The organism is Mesorhizobium sp. M1322, assembly GCF_040318085.1.
Taxonomy (GTDB): Bacteria; Pseudomonadota; Alphaproteobacteria; order Rhizobiales; family Rhizobiaceae; genus Mesorhizobium.
On the sequence record NZ_JAMYLP010000075.1, the window covers coordinates 1 to 15,229 of the forward strand.

Here is a 15,229-nt window from a genome sequence, read left to right on the forward strand (position 1 = left end):
CCCTCTGTCCTGCCGGACATCTCCCCCCCACAAGGGGGGAGATCGGCAGCTTCGCCGTCGGCTCCTCAAGCTTGCCTCCACGCCCCCTCAGAACAGGAATGCTGCCGTGACGGGGTTCGGCCCGGTGCGGCCGTCCGAAGAATCCATGCCTCGAATGAGCTCGAGGTCTGCCGCGTCCAATTCGAAATCGAAGATATCGAAGTTCGCAGCGATCCGGTCCTGGTGGATCGACTTTGGAATGACGATCAGCCCTTCCTGAAGGTGCCATTTGATGATCACTTGCGCCACGGATTTGCGGTGTTTTCCGGCGATCTTTTCAAGGGTCGGGTCGCTCAACAGCCGGCCGCTGCCCAGCGGACTCCAGCTTTCGATGCGGATGTCGTGCGTCCTGTGAAATTCTCTGATGCCGCGCTGTTGAAACCGGGGATGGAGTTCGATCTGGTTGACTGAGGGGGTGACACCAGTCTCGCCGATGATCCGCTCCAGATGGTCCTGGTTGAAATTCGAAACGCCAATCGACTTGATCCGGCCGGATTGCCTGAGTTCGATCAGCGTCTTCCACGCCTCGACATATTTATCCTGGCTGGGCACTGGCCAGTGGATCAGAAACAGGTCGATCTGTTCGATCTCGAGCTTGTTCATCGTCTCGTCGAAAGCCCGAAGGGCGGCGTCACGCTGATGCGCGCCGTTGCGCAGCTTCGAGGTGATGAACAATTCGCCTCTCGGCACGCCAGCCGTGCGGATCGCCTGCCCGACCCCTTCCTCGTTCCGGTAGCCTTCGGCGGTGTCGATCAATCTGTAGCCGGCCTCGATTCCCCAACTCACCACCTGGCTCGTGATGGCCGGATCGACCTGCCACACGCCAAGGCCGATCTGGGGAATGGCTGAGCCATCATTCAACTTGATCTGTTCAGGTTTACTCAGGGTATTTTGTTCAGGCATGCTCAGGTCCTTCTGCATCGCTTCGCCCCAGCGCAGTGCTTATCTAGGCTCGGTGTCCGCCAATGCCCAGGCAGCCAAGATCGCAACGGCTAGCGAAAGGATAATGCAAGCGAGATCCGGGCGAAGCGACGTATCCTTCCCCTCCACATGTCTAGTTGGAGCACATTCGGTCTGTTACTCCAATCCGGCGCCCGCCGTGTCAGCCGACAAGAGGGCTGATTGAAAGCCCTGGCCAGCTTCTCCCTCTAACCAATCGTATCACGACCAGCTTGCCGTTCATCGTTGGTACCCGGCGGCCAACATGTTATGCTGCTGCGGCAACCAACTGCAGTCCCCGGTGACCCTCAGGGGATTGAGTTATGCAACGCTTTCGGTCGTTAAGTCCCGACCGGAAGATTATGCTCGGCGCTGGAAATTTCGCATAAAGCAACCGCCCGCAACGTTGTATCTGACTGCCACAGATGCCGCGAAGCTGGCCACGTGGGAGGATATCGTGATCAAGAAACTCGCTTTCGTTTTGTCGTGCGCTGCCGCCTTTTGCGTAACGTCCGCCTTTGCGCAGGACAAAAATCTCGAGAAACTTGGCGGCTTCAAGACTACCGGCACACCGATGATGGAGCCGATCCCGCAGACCGGGGAAAACGCCGAAGCCCTCAAAGCCATTGCAGCGAAGGTCAAAGTCCCAGACGGCTTTAAGGTCACTCTCTATGCCATCGTTCCCGACGCGCGTCATATGGCTGTAGGACCACAGGGCGTGGTGACCTTCGTCGGTACCCGCAAAGAGCTGGTCTATTCCATGACCGACCGCAACAAGGACCGCGTCGCCGACGACGTGAAGGTCTTTGCGCCTTCGATCAAAATGGCAGTCCCGAACGGCGTTTGTTTCTCCAGAGATGGCCACCTCTACCTCGTCGAACAGAACCGCGTATTATGGTTCCCAGCCGCCGAGTTCTTCTATGAAGGTCCCGATGTCGCGGCTTTCGATATCGTGAAGCAGGGCGAGCTGATACCCGCCTCCAACGAGAGCTACAACCACACGGCCCGAACCTGCCGCGTCGGGCCCGATAACCGCATCTATATTACCATCGGCCAGCCGTTCAATGTGCCGGCGCCCGAACTGCTCCCGGAATTCGAGAAACTCGGCATCGGCGGCATCATAAGCATGAAGCAGGACGGTACCGACCGCAAAATTTATGCGCGCGGAATGCGCAATCCCCTCGGCCTGGATTTCAACCCAAAGGACAAGACACTTTGGGTGAACGACAATCAGGTCGACGGCATGGGCGACACCATCCCCCCAGGTGAAATGAACCGTGTTACCGGACCCGACCAGAATTTTGGCTTCCCCTGGTATGGCGGCGGCAAAGTTCGTACGGTTGAGTACAAGGACGCAACAGTGCCCGAAGGCGTGATCTTCCCAGAGGTCGAGCAAGAGGCTCACGCCGCCGATCTCGGGCTGTCGTTCTATACCGGCAAGCAGTTCCCCGAAAAATACCGGGGTGGCATCTTCTCGACCCAGCACGGCTCCTGGAACCGCGTGGACCCGGTGGGTGCCCGGGTAATGTTCACCTCGCTCAAGGCGGACGGCACGGCGGACAAAACTGAAGTGTTCGCCGACGGCTGGCTAAACGAGAATAAAGAGTATCTCGGCCGTCCTGTCGATGTTCAAATGCTCAACGACGGTTCGCTGCTGGTGTCCGACGATTTAGCCGGGGCCGTCTGGCGGATTTCCTACGGCGATTAAAGACTTAACCAGGCAGCGGAGTTCTGCCGCTGCCTGGTTCATTTCCCTGTGGATATAGGAGTTCGGGGTGAGGCGTTTGATCGTAAGTCTGGCTGCGCTTGCCTGTTCGTCTCTTGCGGAGGCCGGAGGCGATGCCGCTTCGGGCAAAAAAATCATGCTGAAGTGCCAGGTTTGCCATGGCAAGGACGGCATCGCCAAGCTGCCCGAGGCTCCGAACATAGCAGGGCAAAACGAGGCTTATCTTGTCAAGGCGCTGATGGAATTCAAGGCAGGCGAGCGCAAGAACGAGCAGATGACTGTCGTAACCAAGGGCTTGAGCGATGAGGATATAGCTGATGTCGCCGCCTATTATTCATCGATCAAGATCACCGTTCAGGTTCCGCCATGAGACCAGCAGAGCGTCCGCCGCCTGTCTACGTCACCGAGCGATCACGGGTTCCATCCGCCGCTGCCGTACTGACGGGTAATGATCTCGAGAAGGTGACCGTTCGGGTCTTCGAAATAGACGCCGCGGCCGCCGTCGTGATGGTTGATCTCGCCCGATTGCGTCCGGCGAGGGTCAGCCCAGTACGGGAGATCCCGTTCACGAATCCGACCGAAGATCTCGTCGAACTCGGCTTCGCTGACCAGGAAGGCATAATGCTGCGGCGTGATTTCCCCGTCGGTATCCATGTAGTCGAGGTTGGCACCGTTTTCGGTCGTGACCATCTGGAAAGGTCCCCAGCGCCTCGGGGCTGGAAGGCCAAGCATTTCCGCCAGGAACTTTGCCGACGCCTCGCTGTTGCGGGCCGGCAGTATTGTGTGGTTGAAATCGATAGCCATGCGATCACTCCCTTTGGTCTCTCCTCGCACGTCGTTCCAAGACTGAAGCGATGCTGCACGAGATGGGGTCGAAGGCCTTGATGCTCAAGCCGGCGGGCCAGTTCCGCCTTGATCAGAGGCCTGGCTTCAAGTTCGAGCGGGTCGGTCATTCGGTGGATGTCGGCCGAACCGGAACAATGCTATCCTGCGGGGAGCATTCGGGGAGGCGACGGCATTGACCGAGAGCTTGGAAGCCGAAGGGGGTTGGTCGAATCTGCTGCTCGCGGCAGAAAGCGGCGATGCGGAGGCCGTTCGAGCGGAATTGGCGGCCGGCGCCAATATCAACGAGGCGGACGGCGGCGGCTGGTCAGCCCTTCATCTCGCAGCCCTCAATGCCCGCACCGCGGCGGTCGAGGCGTTGATCGAACATCCGGCACTCGATGTGAATTGCAGAAACAAATGGAAGAGCACGCCTTTGAGCCTTGCTTCGGCCAAGGGCCACTACGCCTCTATTTTAGCTCTCGTGAAACATCCCGAGATAGAGATCGATGCAAGAGCCGACTACTACGGCAGAACGGCCCTTATTGAAGCGGCAAAGAACGGGCATCTGGATGTCGTCAAGTTGCTTGTCGAGAATGGCGCCGACGTGAATCTGACGGACAAGACCGGAAGAAACAACGCGCTTATCGAGGCTATCAAGGGGAGGCATTACGAGGTCGCGGGATACCTGCTTGATTCCCGGACAATGAACTTTCTCAACAAGGATATGAGACTGAACGCCCTGATCTGGGCTGGAAGCTGCCATAACCCTCAACTCATCGAAAAGCTGGAAACCTCGATTCATACTTTCTTTGAAGGCAAGTGAAGGTTGCGCTTCCACCACGCCTTGCGCTGGCCGAATGTCCTCGATCGCCACGCGCCGCCTGTGGAGCTCTCATCTAAAATCATTCAACCAATCGGTTGACTATCTGAAAGCGTGTCTCTATATTCAACTACATGGTTGAATTAGAGACACCACAGATGGACGCGGTTTTTCACGCCCTTGGCGACGCCACCCGCCGGCACATGCTTCGCGATCTCGCCGGCGGCGAGCGAACGGTAAGCCAGTTGGCGGAACCCTTCGCCATGTCGCTCGCCGCCGCCTCCAAGCACATCAAGGCGCTGGAGAACGCAGGGCTTATCCGCCGAGAGGTGAGGGGCCGGACGCATGTCTGCCGGCTCGAACCCGGACCGCTGGCCAGCGCCCATCAGTGGCTGGGCTTCTACGAGCGCTTCTGGACCAACCGTCTCGATGTTCTCGAACGTCTCCTTCGCGAGGAGGACGCACGCAAAGCCCCGGGTGATTCCAGGGCCCAGGATGATTCCAGGAAATCGCCCACCTCAAAAGAAGGAGACGACCAATGAACCAGATGAAAACCATCGAAGCCTATGGCGAGCTGACGGAGCCCGCCACGTTCACCATCCAGCGGCTTTTGCCCGGCCCCATCGAGCGGGTCTGGGCCTATCTCACCGAGAGTGACTTGCGCCGGCAGTGGATGGCTGCGGGCCAGATGGAAATGAAGGCCGGCACGCCGTTCGAGTTCATCTGGCGTAACGACGAGCTGACCGATCCGCCTGGCCAGCGCCCCGCGGGTTTTCCCGAAGAGCATCGGATGGAGGGCCGCATCACCGAGCTCGATGCGCCGCGCAAGCTTGCCATCATCTGGGGAAACACCGGCGGGGTTTCCTTCTTGCTGGAGCCGAAGGGCAACGATGTGCTGCTCACCGTCACCCACCGCCGGCTGCCGGAACGCGAAATCCAGCTCAACGTCACCGCCGGCTGGCACACGCATCTCGATATGCTGGCTGCCCGCCTCGCGGGCAAGACGCCGACCTCGTTCTGGGATGGCTGGAGCCGCCTGCGGAAAGAATACGACCGCCGTCTGCCGGCCTGACACGATCGTGTCGACCACCCCCTGAAGTCACTGCCCAGATTCCACCGGCATCCGTCTGTGGAGACTCGCATACCAGCAACGATGAAACGATGAAACGTGCTTGCATTGTGCAAGCCCAATGGAGGAAGTCATGCGCAAATTGATCACCGGAATGAAGATATCCGTCGACGGCAAGATGGAGGGACCCGAGGGTTACGCGGATTGGGTGGACGCGTGGTCGGAGGAGTATGGGCTGACGCCGCAAATCGATGCCTGCCTGCTCGGGAGCGTCATGTATGCCGGCTACGAGCGCTACTGGAGCGCGATCCAGAATGAGCCGGACAAGCCGCTGCCGATGACCGGCAAATTGCCGATGCCGGTGGAGCTCGAATGGGCCCGCTTTGCCGAACAGACCCCGCATTATGTGCTGTCGAACACAATAACTTCGGCGGCCTGGCCAAAGACGCGCTTCCTGCGGACCTTCGACGACATCGCTGCCCTCAAGCAGCAGCCTGGCAAGGACATCTATCTCATGGGCGGTGCGCGAATGGCCGCGAGCCTTATCGATGCCGGGCTGGTGGATGAACTCAGGCTGATCGTCTATCCGCTGCTCGTCGGCGAAGGGAAGGCGCTGTTTGGAGCGTCGCAAAAGCGTCGCGGGCTCGAGTTGCGGAAGGTTCAGCAGCTCACGGATGGGCGCGTGAGCCTGATCTATGGGATTGGCTAACTCAGCCGGTCAGAGGGAAACCGATAGCCCGCCGTCAACGGCCAGTACATGTCCGTTGACGTAGGCGGCAGCGTCGGAGGCGAGAAACACCACGGCTCCGCCGAGCTCCTCAGGCCGGGCCCAGCGGCCCGCCGGCGTTCGTGTCTCGACCCACTTGGTGAAGGCCTCGTCGCTCATAAGTGCCGTATTGAGCTCGGTGGCGAAATAGCCGGGGGCGATCGCATTGACGGTGATGCCGTGACGGCCCAATTCAGCGGCAGTAGAGCGTGTCAGCCCGTGCAGGCCCGCCTTTGCCGCCACATAGGCGTGAATGGTGGGACGGCCAAGGATCGCTGCAACCGATCCGGTGTTTATGATGCGCCCGAACTTGTTTGGCAGCATCAGGCGCACCGCGTCGCGCATCATGCGGAAGCAGGCCGACAGATTGACGGCAATCACATGGTCGAAATCCTCGTCCCGCCATTCGACCAACGGACTGCGATGCTGGATGCCGGCATTATTGACCAGAATATCGAGGCGGCCGTGGCGTTCGACGATTCCTTCCAGCGACGCCCTTGAGATCGCCGCGTCGGTGACATCGAACGGCAGGGCTTCGGCCCCGATCCTTTCGGCCGCCGCGGCGAGGGCGGCCGGATCGCGGGCATTGACGATCACTGTCGCGCCGTTTTCCGCAAGTGCCTTGGCCATGGCGAAGCCGAGACCACGCGAGGCACCCGTGACCAGCGCGACACGGCCGTTGAGCGAGAACAATTCCGACATTGAGATCCCCTCTGGCCTTGGCTTCAAGTTCGAATCGGTCGGACTTCCATACCGATCACCAGCGAGTTGGGTCTCTCCCAATGCCAGCCGCACCGTCTTCGTCAAAATGAAAGGCTAGCATTTTCCGACGGGTGCGAACAGTTCAGGCGCGAGAGTCCAGATTGTGAGGCGGGTGCGCCGGCGGTTTTCGCCGCCAAATTAATGATGATTCCCCAAGACGAAAGTGACTTGCCAAGTTGTAGGATGACCGTATGATCTGACCCAATGATCACGGATCGCCCATCTCAACGCGAAACTTCTGGTGCAATTGCCGAGCTGCCTGCTCAGTTGGCGGGTGACGCGCTGATAGACGGCCAGTCGCCCCTGGCAGAACGCTACCTCATTGATTGGAGCCGCGACAGGCGCGGAAGTGCCCGCTTCATCGTGCGTCCAGGATCCGTGGAAGACGTCCAGGCGTTTGTGAGATGGTGCTCGCAGAGCGGTGTCGCCATCGTCGTGCAGGGTGGCAATACCGGACTTGCCGGTGGCGCGATTCCAGACAGTTCGGACTGCGCCGTGCTGTCGCTTGAGCGTCTCAACCGGATACGCTCGGTCGATCCGCTCGACTTCACGCTGCAAGCCGACGCGGGTGCCGTGCTGCAGGACGTCAAGGACGCCGCTGAAGCATCCGACATGACCTTCCCTCTCGCGCTTGGTGCGCAGGGATCGTGCACGATCGGCGGCAATGTCGCAACCAACGCCGGCGGCATCAACGTGCTGCGGTACGGCATGACGCGTGATCTGGTGCTCGGGCTTGAGACGGTCCTGCCGGACGGCACGCTGTGGAGCGGCATGAACGGGCTGCGCAAGGACAATCGCGGCTACAGCCTGAAGCAATTGATGATCGGTTCGGAAGGAACGCTCGGGATCGTCACGGGCGTCGAAGTAAGGCTCTCGCCCCGGCCGACGCAGGTCGAGACCGCTTATGTCGGACTGGGCAGCTTCCGCCAGGCGTGCGAGCTTTTCCGGATGGCGCGGCATCTCTGCTCCGACCTTCTCAGCGCGTTTGAGGTCATCGGCGATGAGTGCCTGCCGCTGGCCCATCTCATCGATCCGAACCTGCGCTCACCGTTGACACAAGAATGTCCGGTTCATGCGATCGTCGAACTCGCCTGTGGGCCAGGGATAGACGCCGGCGGACTTCTTGAAACCATGCTGGCGCGCGCCCTTGAGAGCGACCTGATCAGGGATGGCGTCGTCGCGCAAAGCCGCTCGCAGGCCGCCGCATTCTGGGCCATCCGTGAGGGGCTGGTCGAGGGGCAGGCGCGGCGCGGCTTTCATGTCCGCACCGACCTCTCGGTTCACCTCAGCCAGGTGCCGAAGCTGATCGAGCAAGCACGCGCGTGTATCGTGCGCGAGTGGCCAGGCTGGACATCCCTGACCTATGGTCACGCCGGTGACGGCAACATCCATTTCAACGTGCTGCCTCCCATCGATTGCGAGCCCGGCGAAGCGAGGGCCGTGGGCCAGGCGGTTTTGACCCGACTTTATGAACTGGTCGGCGCGCTCGGCGGCTCGTTCAGCGCCGAGCATGGCGTCGGTCGCAGCCGCAGCCATGTGTTCTGGGCCGGCCTGTCGCAGCGCGAGCGGCAGCTTCATACCGCGATCAAGGCGGCCTTCGATCCGGCAGGCCTGTTCAATCCCGGATGTCTCATGCCTGATCCGGGCGATTTGTAGGGGAAAGCCGCATGAAGCAGCGTTCGTCCATCATAGGCAGCGTGGAGGCGCTTCCGCATCGCATCGCTTCGCATCTGAGCCGCGAGATCGAGGGCGGCGACATCATTCCGGGAGCCCGGCTTCCCACCGAAAGCCAGCTCGCCGACAAGTTCGGCGTCAGCCGCAATGTTGTCAGAGAAGCGATCGCGCAGCTTCGCGCCGATGGCATGGTCGAGGCGCGTCAGGGCGTGGGCGCATTCGTCATGGCGCCTGAACAGCGGACAGCCATCCGGATCGACCGCGAAGCGCTGAAAGACCAGCGCAACATGGAGCAGCTCTTCGAGCTGCGCAGCATTCTGGAGACCGAATCCGCCACGCTGGCCGCGACACGCTGCGCATCCGATGATCTTCACGCAATCAAGGCTGCGCTGGACCGCATGGGTGGCGAGGAGCGCTGGGAGGATGGCAGCATCGAGGCCGATCTGCTTTTCCACCGGGCGATCGCCCGGGCCACGGGCAATAGCTACATCTACACCTTCATTTCCTTCGTCTGCGAGCAGATCCGCCAGTCGATCCACTATGCCCGCCTCACCAACCCGCTGCACGACCTGGTCGAAGTCAACGTCGCCGAGCACGTGCGGATCTACGACGCGCTCGCCGCGCATGATCCGCAGGCTGCCGGCGAGGCGATGCGCCGGCACATCGATGGCGCCGCATCGCGCGTAGGCGTCGAACTCACCGCGAAGATCAGTCGAGGCAAATGACAATGTCGCTCGGCCAGACCAAGGCAATCACCGATATCTGCCTCCTTGTGGAGGACATCGACCGCACCATCGACTTCTACACGCAGAAGCTCGGCTACCGGATCAGACGCCGCGCCGAAGGCTTTGTCGATTTTCATTCCGAGCGCGTGACGCTCGCCGCATGGGAACTGGATCACATCAATCGCCATTGCGGCGTCTCGAATGTCCGCTCTCCGAAGCAGGCGCACAAGGCGTGCGTTGCCATGGAACTCGAAAGTGCGGGGGAGGTCGACCGGCTCTACGCCGAACTGTCGGACAAGGGAGTGCCGTTCGTCGGGCCACCCGGCGACTATGTCTGGAACGCGCGCTGCGCCTACTTCCACGACCCGGATGGGACGCTGTGGGAGCTCTACGCCTGGACCGGCGCGGGACCGGGCGACTATCACGACACGCAAGGGTGATTTCGATCGCGACGGCCTCGCAAGACGGGCCGCGCCGCATGCAAACAAGTCCAACCAAGGAGCAAGAAGATGAGTGGGAACACATCGCAGTGGAATCGCAGATCGATCCTGAAGGCGGGCGCCGGCCTGGCGGCTTTCGGGCCGGGACTTCAGCTGTTTGGCGCCAGCGCCTCGGCAGCCGCCAAGCTCGTCGTCCAGTATGACTGGCTGATGTCGAACGGCCAGATTGGCGACGTCGCAGCCGTCGCCAATGGCTATTTTAGCGAAGCCGGGCTCGAGGTCGAGTTCAGCCCCGGCGGACCGAACGCCGCCACCGTGCCGCCGGTGGTGTCCGGTGCCGCTCAGCTCGGCCAATTCTCCGAATCGCCTCAGCTCTATGCCGCGCGGGCGAGCGGCGTTCCGATAAAGATCATCGCCTGCGGCTATCGCACCGGGCCTTATGCGCTGACGTCGAAACCGGCGAAGCCGATCCGGTCGGTGGCGGATCTGAAGGGGATGCGGATCGGCACACAGCCGACCGCGCGCTTCGCTATCGACGCGATGCTGGCGAAAAACAAGATCGACCCTTCCGAAGTCACCATCGTCAATGTTGGGTTCGACAAGGCCCCGCTCGTCCGTGGCGACGTGGATGCGATCGGCGGCTGGATCACCAACACGCAGGCGCTCAGCGTCGTCGGCGATGATCGCATCGATCTTCTGTTGTCGGAGCTCGGCCTGGCGTCCTATGCCGACGTGTACTTCGCGACCGACAGCGCCATCGAATCCGATTCCGAGACCTTGGCGAAATTCATCGGCGCAGTCGCCAAGGGGTGGGGCTGGGTCCACGCCAATCCCGAGCAGGCGGTCGACAAGCTCGTCGCAGCCTATCCCGAGATCGACGCAGGCTGGGAAAAGAAGACGATCCCTCTGGTGCTGAAACTGTCGTTCGATGACAACACGAAAAAGGATGGATGGGGCACCTTCGATCCTGCCTCGATCGAGAGCCAGATCGCGCTGCTTGACCAGATTGGCCAGTATCCGAACGGCAGGCCGAAGGCCGAGGACGTCTATACGACTGAGATTCTCGAACTCAGTGCGGCTGAACGGCCGAAGCTCGGCGCGCCCGCATCTTGATGGCCGCGCCGGCCATCGAAACCTCCGGGCTCGACGTCGGCTATCCTGGCCGGCACTCGCCGGTGACGGTGATCTCCGGTCTTGACCTGACAATCGAGGCCGGGACGTTCCTGTCGATCCTTGGACCCTCGGGGTGCGGAAAGTCGACGTTTCTGCGGGTTGTCGCCGACCTGCTGGCGCCACTCGCGGGCACGATACGCGTGATGGGCGAAACGCCGTCGGCTGTGCGCTCCGGCCGCGGCGTGGGCTTCGTCTTCCAGGACTCGACCCTTTTGCCTTGGCGCACGGCGCGCGAGAATGTGCGGCTGCCGATCCAGGTCGGCCGCCGCAGCCTGTCGCGCATGATAGACGACCGGGCCGACGAGCTGCTCGAACTCGTCGGCCTGTCGGCGCTCGGTGAGCGCCTGCCGCATCAGCTTTCCGGCGGACAACGCCAAAGGCTGGCGATCGCCCGGGCGCTGCTTGGCGAGCCACGTCTGCTTCTGATGGACGAACCATTTGGCGCGCTTGACGAGATCACCCGCGATCGCCTCAACGACGAACTGCTGAACCTTTGGCGGCGGACCGGAACGACCGTGCTGTTCGTCACGCATTCCATTGCTGAAGCCGTCTATCTCGGGCAGCGCGTAATCGTGCTTGCCGCCCATCCCGGACGGATCGTCGCCGACCACGACCTTCGTCCGCTGAAGGGGCCGGACAACAGATGCTCGCGCGAGGATCCGGCGATCGTCGCGGCGATGGCCAGGATGCGCTCCGCCCTTGGAGCGGCCTCGTGAACCGGAGCCCGCTTTCGCCGGTCGCACAGACCGTGCTGCCGATCCTCGGCGCCGGCTCGCTCATTCTCGCATGGCAGGTTCTGCTGCCGCTCGCCGGCGTGCCAGCCTACATCGTTCCGACGCCGACCGCGATAGCGGGCGTGTTTGCCAGGAACGGATCGCTTCTCCTGTCGAACCTCTGGCCGACGGCCATCGAGGCGCTCTCCGGCTTCGTGCTCGGGAACCTCGCCGCAGTGCTGCTGGCGGTCATCTTCGTGCACAGCCGTACGCTTCAGGCTGCGTATTTTCCGGTCGTGCTGTTCTTCAACACGATCCCGGTGCTTGCGCTGGCCCCGGTCGTCATCCTCATCTTCGGACTAGGCATGCTGCCCAAGATCGTGATTGCGGCGGTGATCTGTTTCTTCCCGACGCTGATCAACATGATCCGGGGCCTGGAATCGGCGAGCGCCAGCGAGCACGAGCTCTTCCGCGTGCTGTCGGCGACGCGTTGGGAAATATTCTGGCGCCTGCGCCTGCCGCGTGCGCTGCCCATGCTTTTCGCTTCGCTGCGGATCGCCTCGGCGACCGCGGTGATCGGCGCGATCGTTGGCGAATGGATCGGCTCCGACAAAGGTCTCGGCGCGCTGATCATCCAGGCGACCTTCAACTATCAGTCCGACCGGCTCTACGCCGCCATCGTGCTCTCATCCCTGTTGTCGATCGGGTTCTTCATGACGGTCGTCGCCGCTGAGCGGTGGTCCGTTCGATACCGTTGACCGGCTGGTTCCAAGGGGTGGCCGCTTGGGTCGCGCATGGGACTTTGCTCTACCGCGCAGGCGAGGGTTGGCCTTTCCTGCGCCGGCCTGTAGTGTGACCAGTGCTTGCAGGGGAGGAGCTCGAGCGTGAGGCTGGGTCAGAATTTCCGCCGTTGGGGGATGCAGGCCTTTATCGCCGTCATGATGCTTTCGCCGCATGCGGCGTCGGCCGACACCACTACGCCTGACCGGATCGCGGCAGCCCTGTCGAAGCTTGAGGCACTCGCCAAAGGCGTCGTCGCGGATGGCGGGGTGCCTGGTCTCGCCATCGGGGTCGTGCACGGCGACAAGGTGGTCTTCCTCAAGGGTTTCGGCCATCGCGAGGCCGGAAAGCCGGAGGCCGTCGATGCCGATACGGTGTTCCAGATCGCCTCGCTCTCCAAGCCGGTCTCAGCAACGATAGTGGCGGCACTGGTCAGCGACGAGATTGTTTCCTGGGATACGAAAATCGCCGATCTCAATCCGCCCTTCCGGCTGTCCGAGCCCTATCCGACCAGCGAACTCACGGTTCGCGACCTGTTTTCGCACCGCAGCGGACTTCCCGGCACCGCCGGAGACGACCTCGAGGACATTGGCTATGACCGCGCGGAGATACTGCGCCGTCTGCGGTTCGTGTCGCCATCGTCGAGCTTTCGCGCCGGCTACTCCTACAGCAATTTCGGACTGACCGAGGGTGCCGTTGCGGCCGCGAAGCCGACAGGCAAGCCTTGGGAGGAGGTCGCCGAGGAGAAGCTCTACCGTCCGCTTGGAATGACCTCGACCAGCTCCCGTCATGCGGACTTCATCAAGCACGCCAACCGCGCCGCACTGCACGTCAGGGTCGATGGCGTCTGGGCCGCCAAGATAAAGCGCGATCCGGATGCGCAGGCGCCCGCGGGCGGCGTCAGCTCCACGGCGCGCGATCTTTCGCAATGGGTGCGCCTCGTACTCGGCAATGGGGTCTATGCCGGCGAGACACTCATTAAAGCCGACGCGCTGGCCCAGACGCATGTTCCGCTGATGGCTCGCGGCAAGAACCCCGTCTCAGGCGGCACGTCCTTCTACGGCCTCGGCTGGAATGTCGAATTCGGCCGGCACGGGCTGAGCTGGGGCCATGCCGGCGCCTTCAGCGTCGGCGCCCGCACGCTGGTGACGCTGTTTCCCGAGGAGAAGCTTGGCATCGTCATCGTCGCCAGCGCCTTTTCGACAGGCGTGCCGGAAGGGCTGTCCGACAGCTTCGCCGATATGGCTTTCGATGGAAAGATCGAGAAGGACTGGATCAAGGCATGGGACGATACCTATGCGGGCCTGTTCGGCCCGGCGGTCGCGGCCGCCAAGGCCACCTATGCCAAGCCGCCGTCTCCGGCAAGCCCTGCCAGACCGGCCAACACCTATAAAGGCCGTTATTTCAACGACTTCATCGGCGATGCGGTTGTGTCGGGTGAGGGCGACGGCCTCGTGCTCAAGGTCGGGCCGGGCGGCGCCCGCTCCTATTCACTGGAGCATTTCGACCGCGACATGTTCCTGACCTATCCGGACGCCGAGACGCCGGACGCGCCGTCGGCCGTGAGCTTTGTCCTCGGCCCCGACGGCAAGGCGTCGGCGATGACGATAGAGTTTCTCGACGGCAATCATCTCGGCACGCTGGCGCGCGTGGGTGACTAGTGTCAAAATCACGCTTGTCCAGTTATCCCCCGGCATCAACACGGCCTCGACAAGGTCGACCTTCCATGCTTCGGGTCTGCCGGACGCCATAGTCGTCGAAGGAGAGCATTAAGGTGAACGAAGACACCGCCAGTCCAAGGCCGCTTTCGGAAATTGTCAGCTATCACGCGCATATCTACTATGACGGGCCGGCCGAGCGGCAGCATGCCGAATGGCTGCGCCTTCGCATCGGCGAACGTTTCCGCGTGCGCCTGGGCAACTGGCGCGACGAGCCGGTCGGCCCGCACGAACAGGCCATGTACCAGGTCTCCTTCGCCACCGGGATTTTCGCTACCCTTGTTCCGTGGCTGATGCTGAACCATGGCGGCCTGAGCATCCTCATCCACCCAACACCACCAACCCCAAGCGCGACCATCTGGTCGACCCGATCTGGATAGGCCGCCCGCTGGGGGTGCACGGCGAGGTTCTCGGCGAGGAGGATGAGGCGGAAGAGGCGCTGGAGGTGAATACCGAGCCGACGATGGGGGCGTAGGGAGGGGGCGCCGTTCGGCATGTGAGGGTTCGGCGTCGGAAATCGCGTGTGCCTGCAGTGCAGTTCAGGCGGGCATGACCGGCCGCTTTGCGCGGATCTCGGTCATTGAGATCAGAATTGCCGCTTCCTAAGTGCCGACATCCCAAGCGACCACGCTGAGGGTCGTGGTTGCCGGGAGCAGTCATTCGGTGGAAGCTGGATAGATGTCCGCTTTGCGCCGCCAATTACGGACTTCCGCTGACACCGGCCCGCTGTCAGGACGACCTGCTCGTGGGCGGTGGCGTAGATGGAACCAACACCTTCCGGTTTTCCGCCACGGCCGGAGAGGGCGATTTCCCTACGCTCGCGGATTTGGTGGCGCGCTTCGATGGCGCCGCGCTCGACACGAATAATGATTTCGGGTCCGGGGCGACGCGGCGTGACCGGGAGCGTGGAGATCACGCTGGCGGGATCGCGTTGCTCGGCGCCGATGACCTTTTCTTCATCACGTGACCGACGCCCGCGCCCATCTGTTGCACGTTGCCGCTGGCAGGCGCAAAATGGCGGCGACAGGGCGAGCCCAAGGGCGCGCAGCCGCCACTCGAG

At 62.1% G+C, this 15,229-nt stretch carries 17 protein-coding genes and 1 pseudogene; 15 read left to right on the forward strand and 3 right to left on the reverse strand.

Annotated elements, in window-relative coordinates; translation table 11 throughout:
* Nucleotides 1-87: 87 nt before the first annotated feature.
* On the reverse strand, nucleotides 88-942 hold the full coding sequence (locus tag NKH12_RS22870; protein WP_352955217.1) for an aldo/keto reductase: 855 nt from the start codon (nucleotides 940-942) through the stop codon (nucleotides 88-90).
* Nucleotides 943-1,435: 493 nt separating this feature from the next.
* Here NKH12_RS22870 and NKH12_RS22875 point away from each other — a divergent pair, with 493 nt between their 5' ends.
* Nucleotides 1,436-2,686, forward strand: a complete 1,251-nt coding sequence (locus NKH12_RS22875) for a PQQ-dependent sugar dehydrogenase (protein WP_502910829.1) — start codon at nucleotides 1,436-1,438, stop codon at nucleotides 2,684-2,686.
* A gap of 67 nt (nucleotides 2,687-2,753) precedes the next feature.
* Nucleotides 2,754-3,074, forward strand: a complete 321-nt coding sequence (locus tag NKH12_RS22880; protein ID WP_502910830.1) for a c-type cytochrome — start codon at nucleotides 2,754-2,756, stop codon at nucleotides 3,072-3,074.
* 41 nt (nucleotides 3,075-3,115) lie between these two features.
* Here NKH12_RS22880 and NKH12_RS22885 read toward each other — a convergent pair whose 3' ends face one another.
* Nucleotides 3,116-3,508, reverse strand: a complete 393-nt coding sequence (locus NKH12_RS22885) for a VOC family protein (RefSeq protein ID WP_352955218.1) — start codon at nucleotides 3,506-3,508, stop codon at nucleotides 3,116-3,118.
* Between the two features lie 214 nt (nucleotides 3,509-3,722).
* Between NKH12_RS22885 and NKH12_RS22890 the strand changes: the two genes are divergently transcribed.
* The 4 genes from NKH12_RS22890 (at nucleotide 3,723) to NKH12_RS22905 (ending at nucleotide 6,127) form a co-directional block, all read left to right on the forward strand.
* Nucleotides 3,723-4,352: an ankyrin repeat domain-containing protein gene (locus tag NKH12_RS22890; RefSeq protein WP_352955219.1), complete on the forward strand. Its 630-nt coding sequence runs from the start codon at nucleotides 3,723-3,725 to the stop codon at nucleotides 4,350-4,352.
* Nucleotides 4,353-4,483: 131 nt separating this feature from the next.
* The gene (locus tag NKH12_RS22895) at nucleotides 4,484-4,891 is read left to right on the forward strand and encodes an ArsR/SmtB family transcription factor (RefSeq protein ID WP_352955220.1); all 408 of its coding nucleotides are present in this window, start codon (nucleotides 4,484-4,486) and stop codon (nucleotides 4,889-4,891) included.
* Nucleotides 4,888-5,421, forward strand: a complete 534-nt coding sequence (locus NKH12_RS22900) for an SRPBCC family protein (protein WP_352955221.1) — start codon at nucleotides 4,888-4,890, stop codon at nucleotides 5,419-5,421. The genes NKH12_RS22895 and NKH12_RS22900 overlap by 4 nt, the downstream gene beginning before the upstream one ends.
* A gap of 130 nt (nucleotides 5,422-5,551) precedes the next feature.
* Nucleotides 5,552-6,127 carry a dihydrofolate reductase family protein gene (locus NKH12_RS22905; protein ID WP_352955222.1) on the forward strand — a complete coding sequence of 192 codons (576 nt, stop codon included), beginning with the start codon at nucleotides 5,552-5,554 and terminating at the stop codon, nucleotides 6,125-6,127.
* Between the two features lie 9 nt (nucleotides 6,128-6,136).
* Here the strand turns inward: NKH12_RS22905 and NKH12_RS22910 are convergent, their stop codons facing one another.
* Complete coding sequence (locus NKH12_RS22910; protein ID WP_352955223.1) at nucleotides 6,137-6,886, reverse strand: glucose 1-dehydrogenase; 750 nt, start codon at nucleotides 6,884-6,886, stop codon at nucleotides 6,137-6,139.
* 264 nt (nucleotides 6,887-7,150) lie between these two features.
* Between NKH12_RS22910 and NKH12_RS22915 the strand changes: the two genes are divergently transcribed.
* The 9 genes and pseudogenes from NKH12_RS22915 to NKH12_RS22955 all read left to right on the forward strand — a co-directional run bounded on the left by NKH12_RS22915 (nucleotide 7,151) and on the right by NKH12_RS22955 (nucleotide 15,136).
* Entirely contained in the window at nucleotides 7,151-8,602 is a 1,452-nt protein-coding gene (locus NKH12_RS22915) for an FAD-binding oxidoreductase (protein ID WP_502910831.1), read from the forward strand.
* Between the two features lie 11 nt (nucleotides 8,603-8,613).
* Nucleotides 8,614-9,345, forward strand: coding sequence for a FadR/GntR family transcriptional regulator (locus NKH12_RS22920; RefSeq protein WP_352955224.1), 732 nt, complete (start codon nucleotides 8,614-8,616; stop codon nucleotides 9,343-9,345).
* Nucleotides 9,346-9,347: 2 nt separating this feature from the next.
* A complete protein-coding gene (locus NKH12_RS22925; RefSeq protein ID WP_502703152.1) occupies nucleotides 9,348-9,785 on the forward strand; it encodes a VOC family protein in 438 nt (145 codons plus the stop codon).
* Between the two features lie 69 nt (nucleotides 9,786-9,854).
* Nucleotides 9,855-10,898 (forward strand): ABC transporter substrate-binding protein, encoded by a 1,044-nt coding sequence (locus tag NKH12_RS22930; protein WP_352955225.1) that lies wholly within the window; start codon nucleotides 9,855-9,857, stop codon nucleotides 10,896-10,898.
* A complete protein-coding gene (locus NKH12_RS22935) occupies nucleotides 10,898-11,674 on the forward strand; it encodes an ABC transporter ATP-binding protein (protein ID WP_502910832.1) in 777 nt (258 codons plus the stop codon). Before NKH12_RS22930 ends, NKH12_RS22935 begins: the two co-directional genes overlap by 1 nt.
* A complete protein-coding gene (locus NKH12_RS22940) occupies nucleotides 11,671-12,429 on the forward strand; it encodes an ABC transporter permease (protein WP_352955227.1) in 759 nt (252 codons plus the stop codon). The genes NKH12_RS22935 and NKH12_RS22940 overlap by 4 nt, the downstream gene beginning before the upstream one ends.
* Nucleotides 12,430-12,588: 159 nt before the next feature.
* Complete coding sequence (locus tag NKH12_RS22945) at nucleotides 12,589-14,112, forward strand: serine hydrolase (protein ID WP_502910833.1); 1,524 nt, start codon at nucleotides 12,589-12,591, stop codon at nucleotides 14,110-14,112.
* 113 nt (nucleotides 14,113-14,225) lie between these two features.
* Nucleotides 14,226-14,644: pseudogene (locus tag NKH12_RS22950) on the forward strand (DOPA 4,5-dioxygenase family protein).
* A 270-nt stretch (nucleotides 14,645-14,914) separates the two neighbouring features.
* Nucleotides 14,915-15,136 carry a hypothetical protein gene (locus tag NKH12_RS22955; protein ID WP_352955228.1) on the forward strand — a complete coding sequence of 74 codons (222 nt, stop codon included), beginning with the start codon at nucleotides 14,915-14,917 and terminating at the stop codon, nucleotides 15,134-15,136.
* Nucleotides 15,137-15,229 lie beyond the last annotated feature (93 nt).

Excerpts from the sequence above, each read along its gene's own strand:
- NKH12_RS22870 (WP_352955217.1), bottom strand. The coding sequence starts at position 942 with ATGCCTGAACAAAATACCCTGAGTAAACCTGAACAGATCAAGTTGAAT.
- NKH12_RS22915 (WP_502910831.1), top strand. The coding sequence starts at position 7,151 with ATGATCACGGATCGCCCATCTCAACGCGAAACTTCTGGTGCAATTGCC.
- NKH12_RS22930 (WP_352955225.1), top strand. The coding sequence starts at position 9,855 with ATGAGTGGGAACACATCGCAGTGGAATCGCAGATCGATCCTGAAGGCG.
- NKH12_RS22900 (WP_352955221.1), top strand. The coding sequence starts at position 4,888 with ATGAACCAGATGAAAACCATCGAAGCCTATGGCGAGCTGACGGAGCCC.
- NKH12_RS22920 (WP_352955224.1), top strand. The coding sequence starts at position 8,614 with ATGAAGCAGCGTTCGTCCATCATAGGCAGCGTGGAGGCGCTTCCGCAT.
- NKH12_RS22925 (WP_502703152.1), top strand. The coding sequence starts at position 9,348 with ATGTCGCTCGGCCAGACCAAGGCAATCACCGATATCTGCCTCCTTGTG.
- NKH12_RS22945 (WP_502910833.1), top strand. The coding sequence starts at position 12,589 with ATGCAGGCCTTTATCGCCGTCATGATGCTTTCGCCGCATGCGGCGTCG.
- NKH12_RS22895 (WP_352955220.1), top strand. The coding sequence starts at position 4,484 with ATGGTTGAATTAGAGACACCACAGATGGACGCGGTTTTTCACGCCCTT.
- NKH12_RS22935 (WP_502910832.1), top strand. The coding sequence starts at position 10,898 with ATGGCCGCGCCGGCCATCGAAACCTCCGGGCTCGACGTCGGCTATCCT.
- NKH12_RS22905 (WP_352955222.1), top strand. The coding sequence starts at position 5,552 with ATGCGCAAATTGATCACCGGAATGAAGATATCCGTCGACGGCAAGATG.
- NKH12_RS22910 (WP_352955223.1), bottom strand. The coding sequence starts at position 6,886 with ATGTCGGAATTGTTCTCGCTCAACGGCCGTGTCGCGCTGGTCACGGGT.
- NKH12_RS22885 (WP_352955218.1), bottom strand. The coding sequence starts at position 3,508 with ATGGCTATCGATTTCAACCACACAATACTGCCGGCCCGCAACAGCGAG.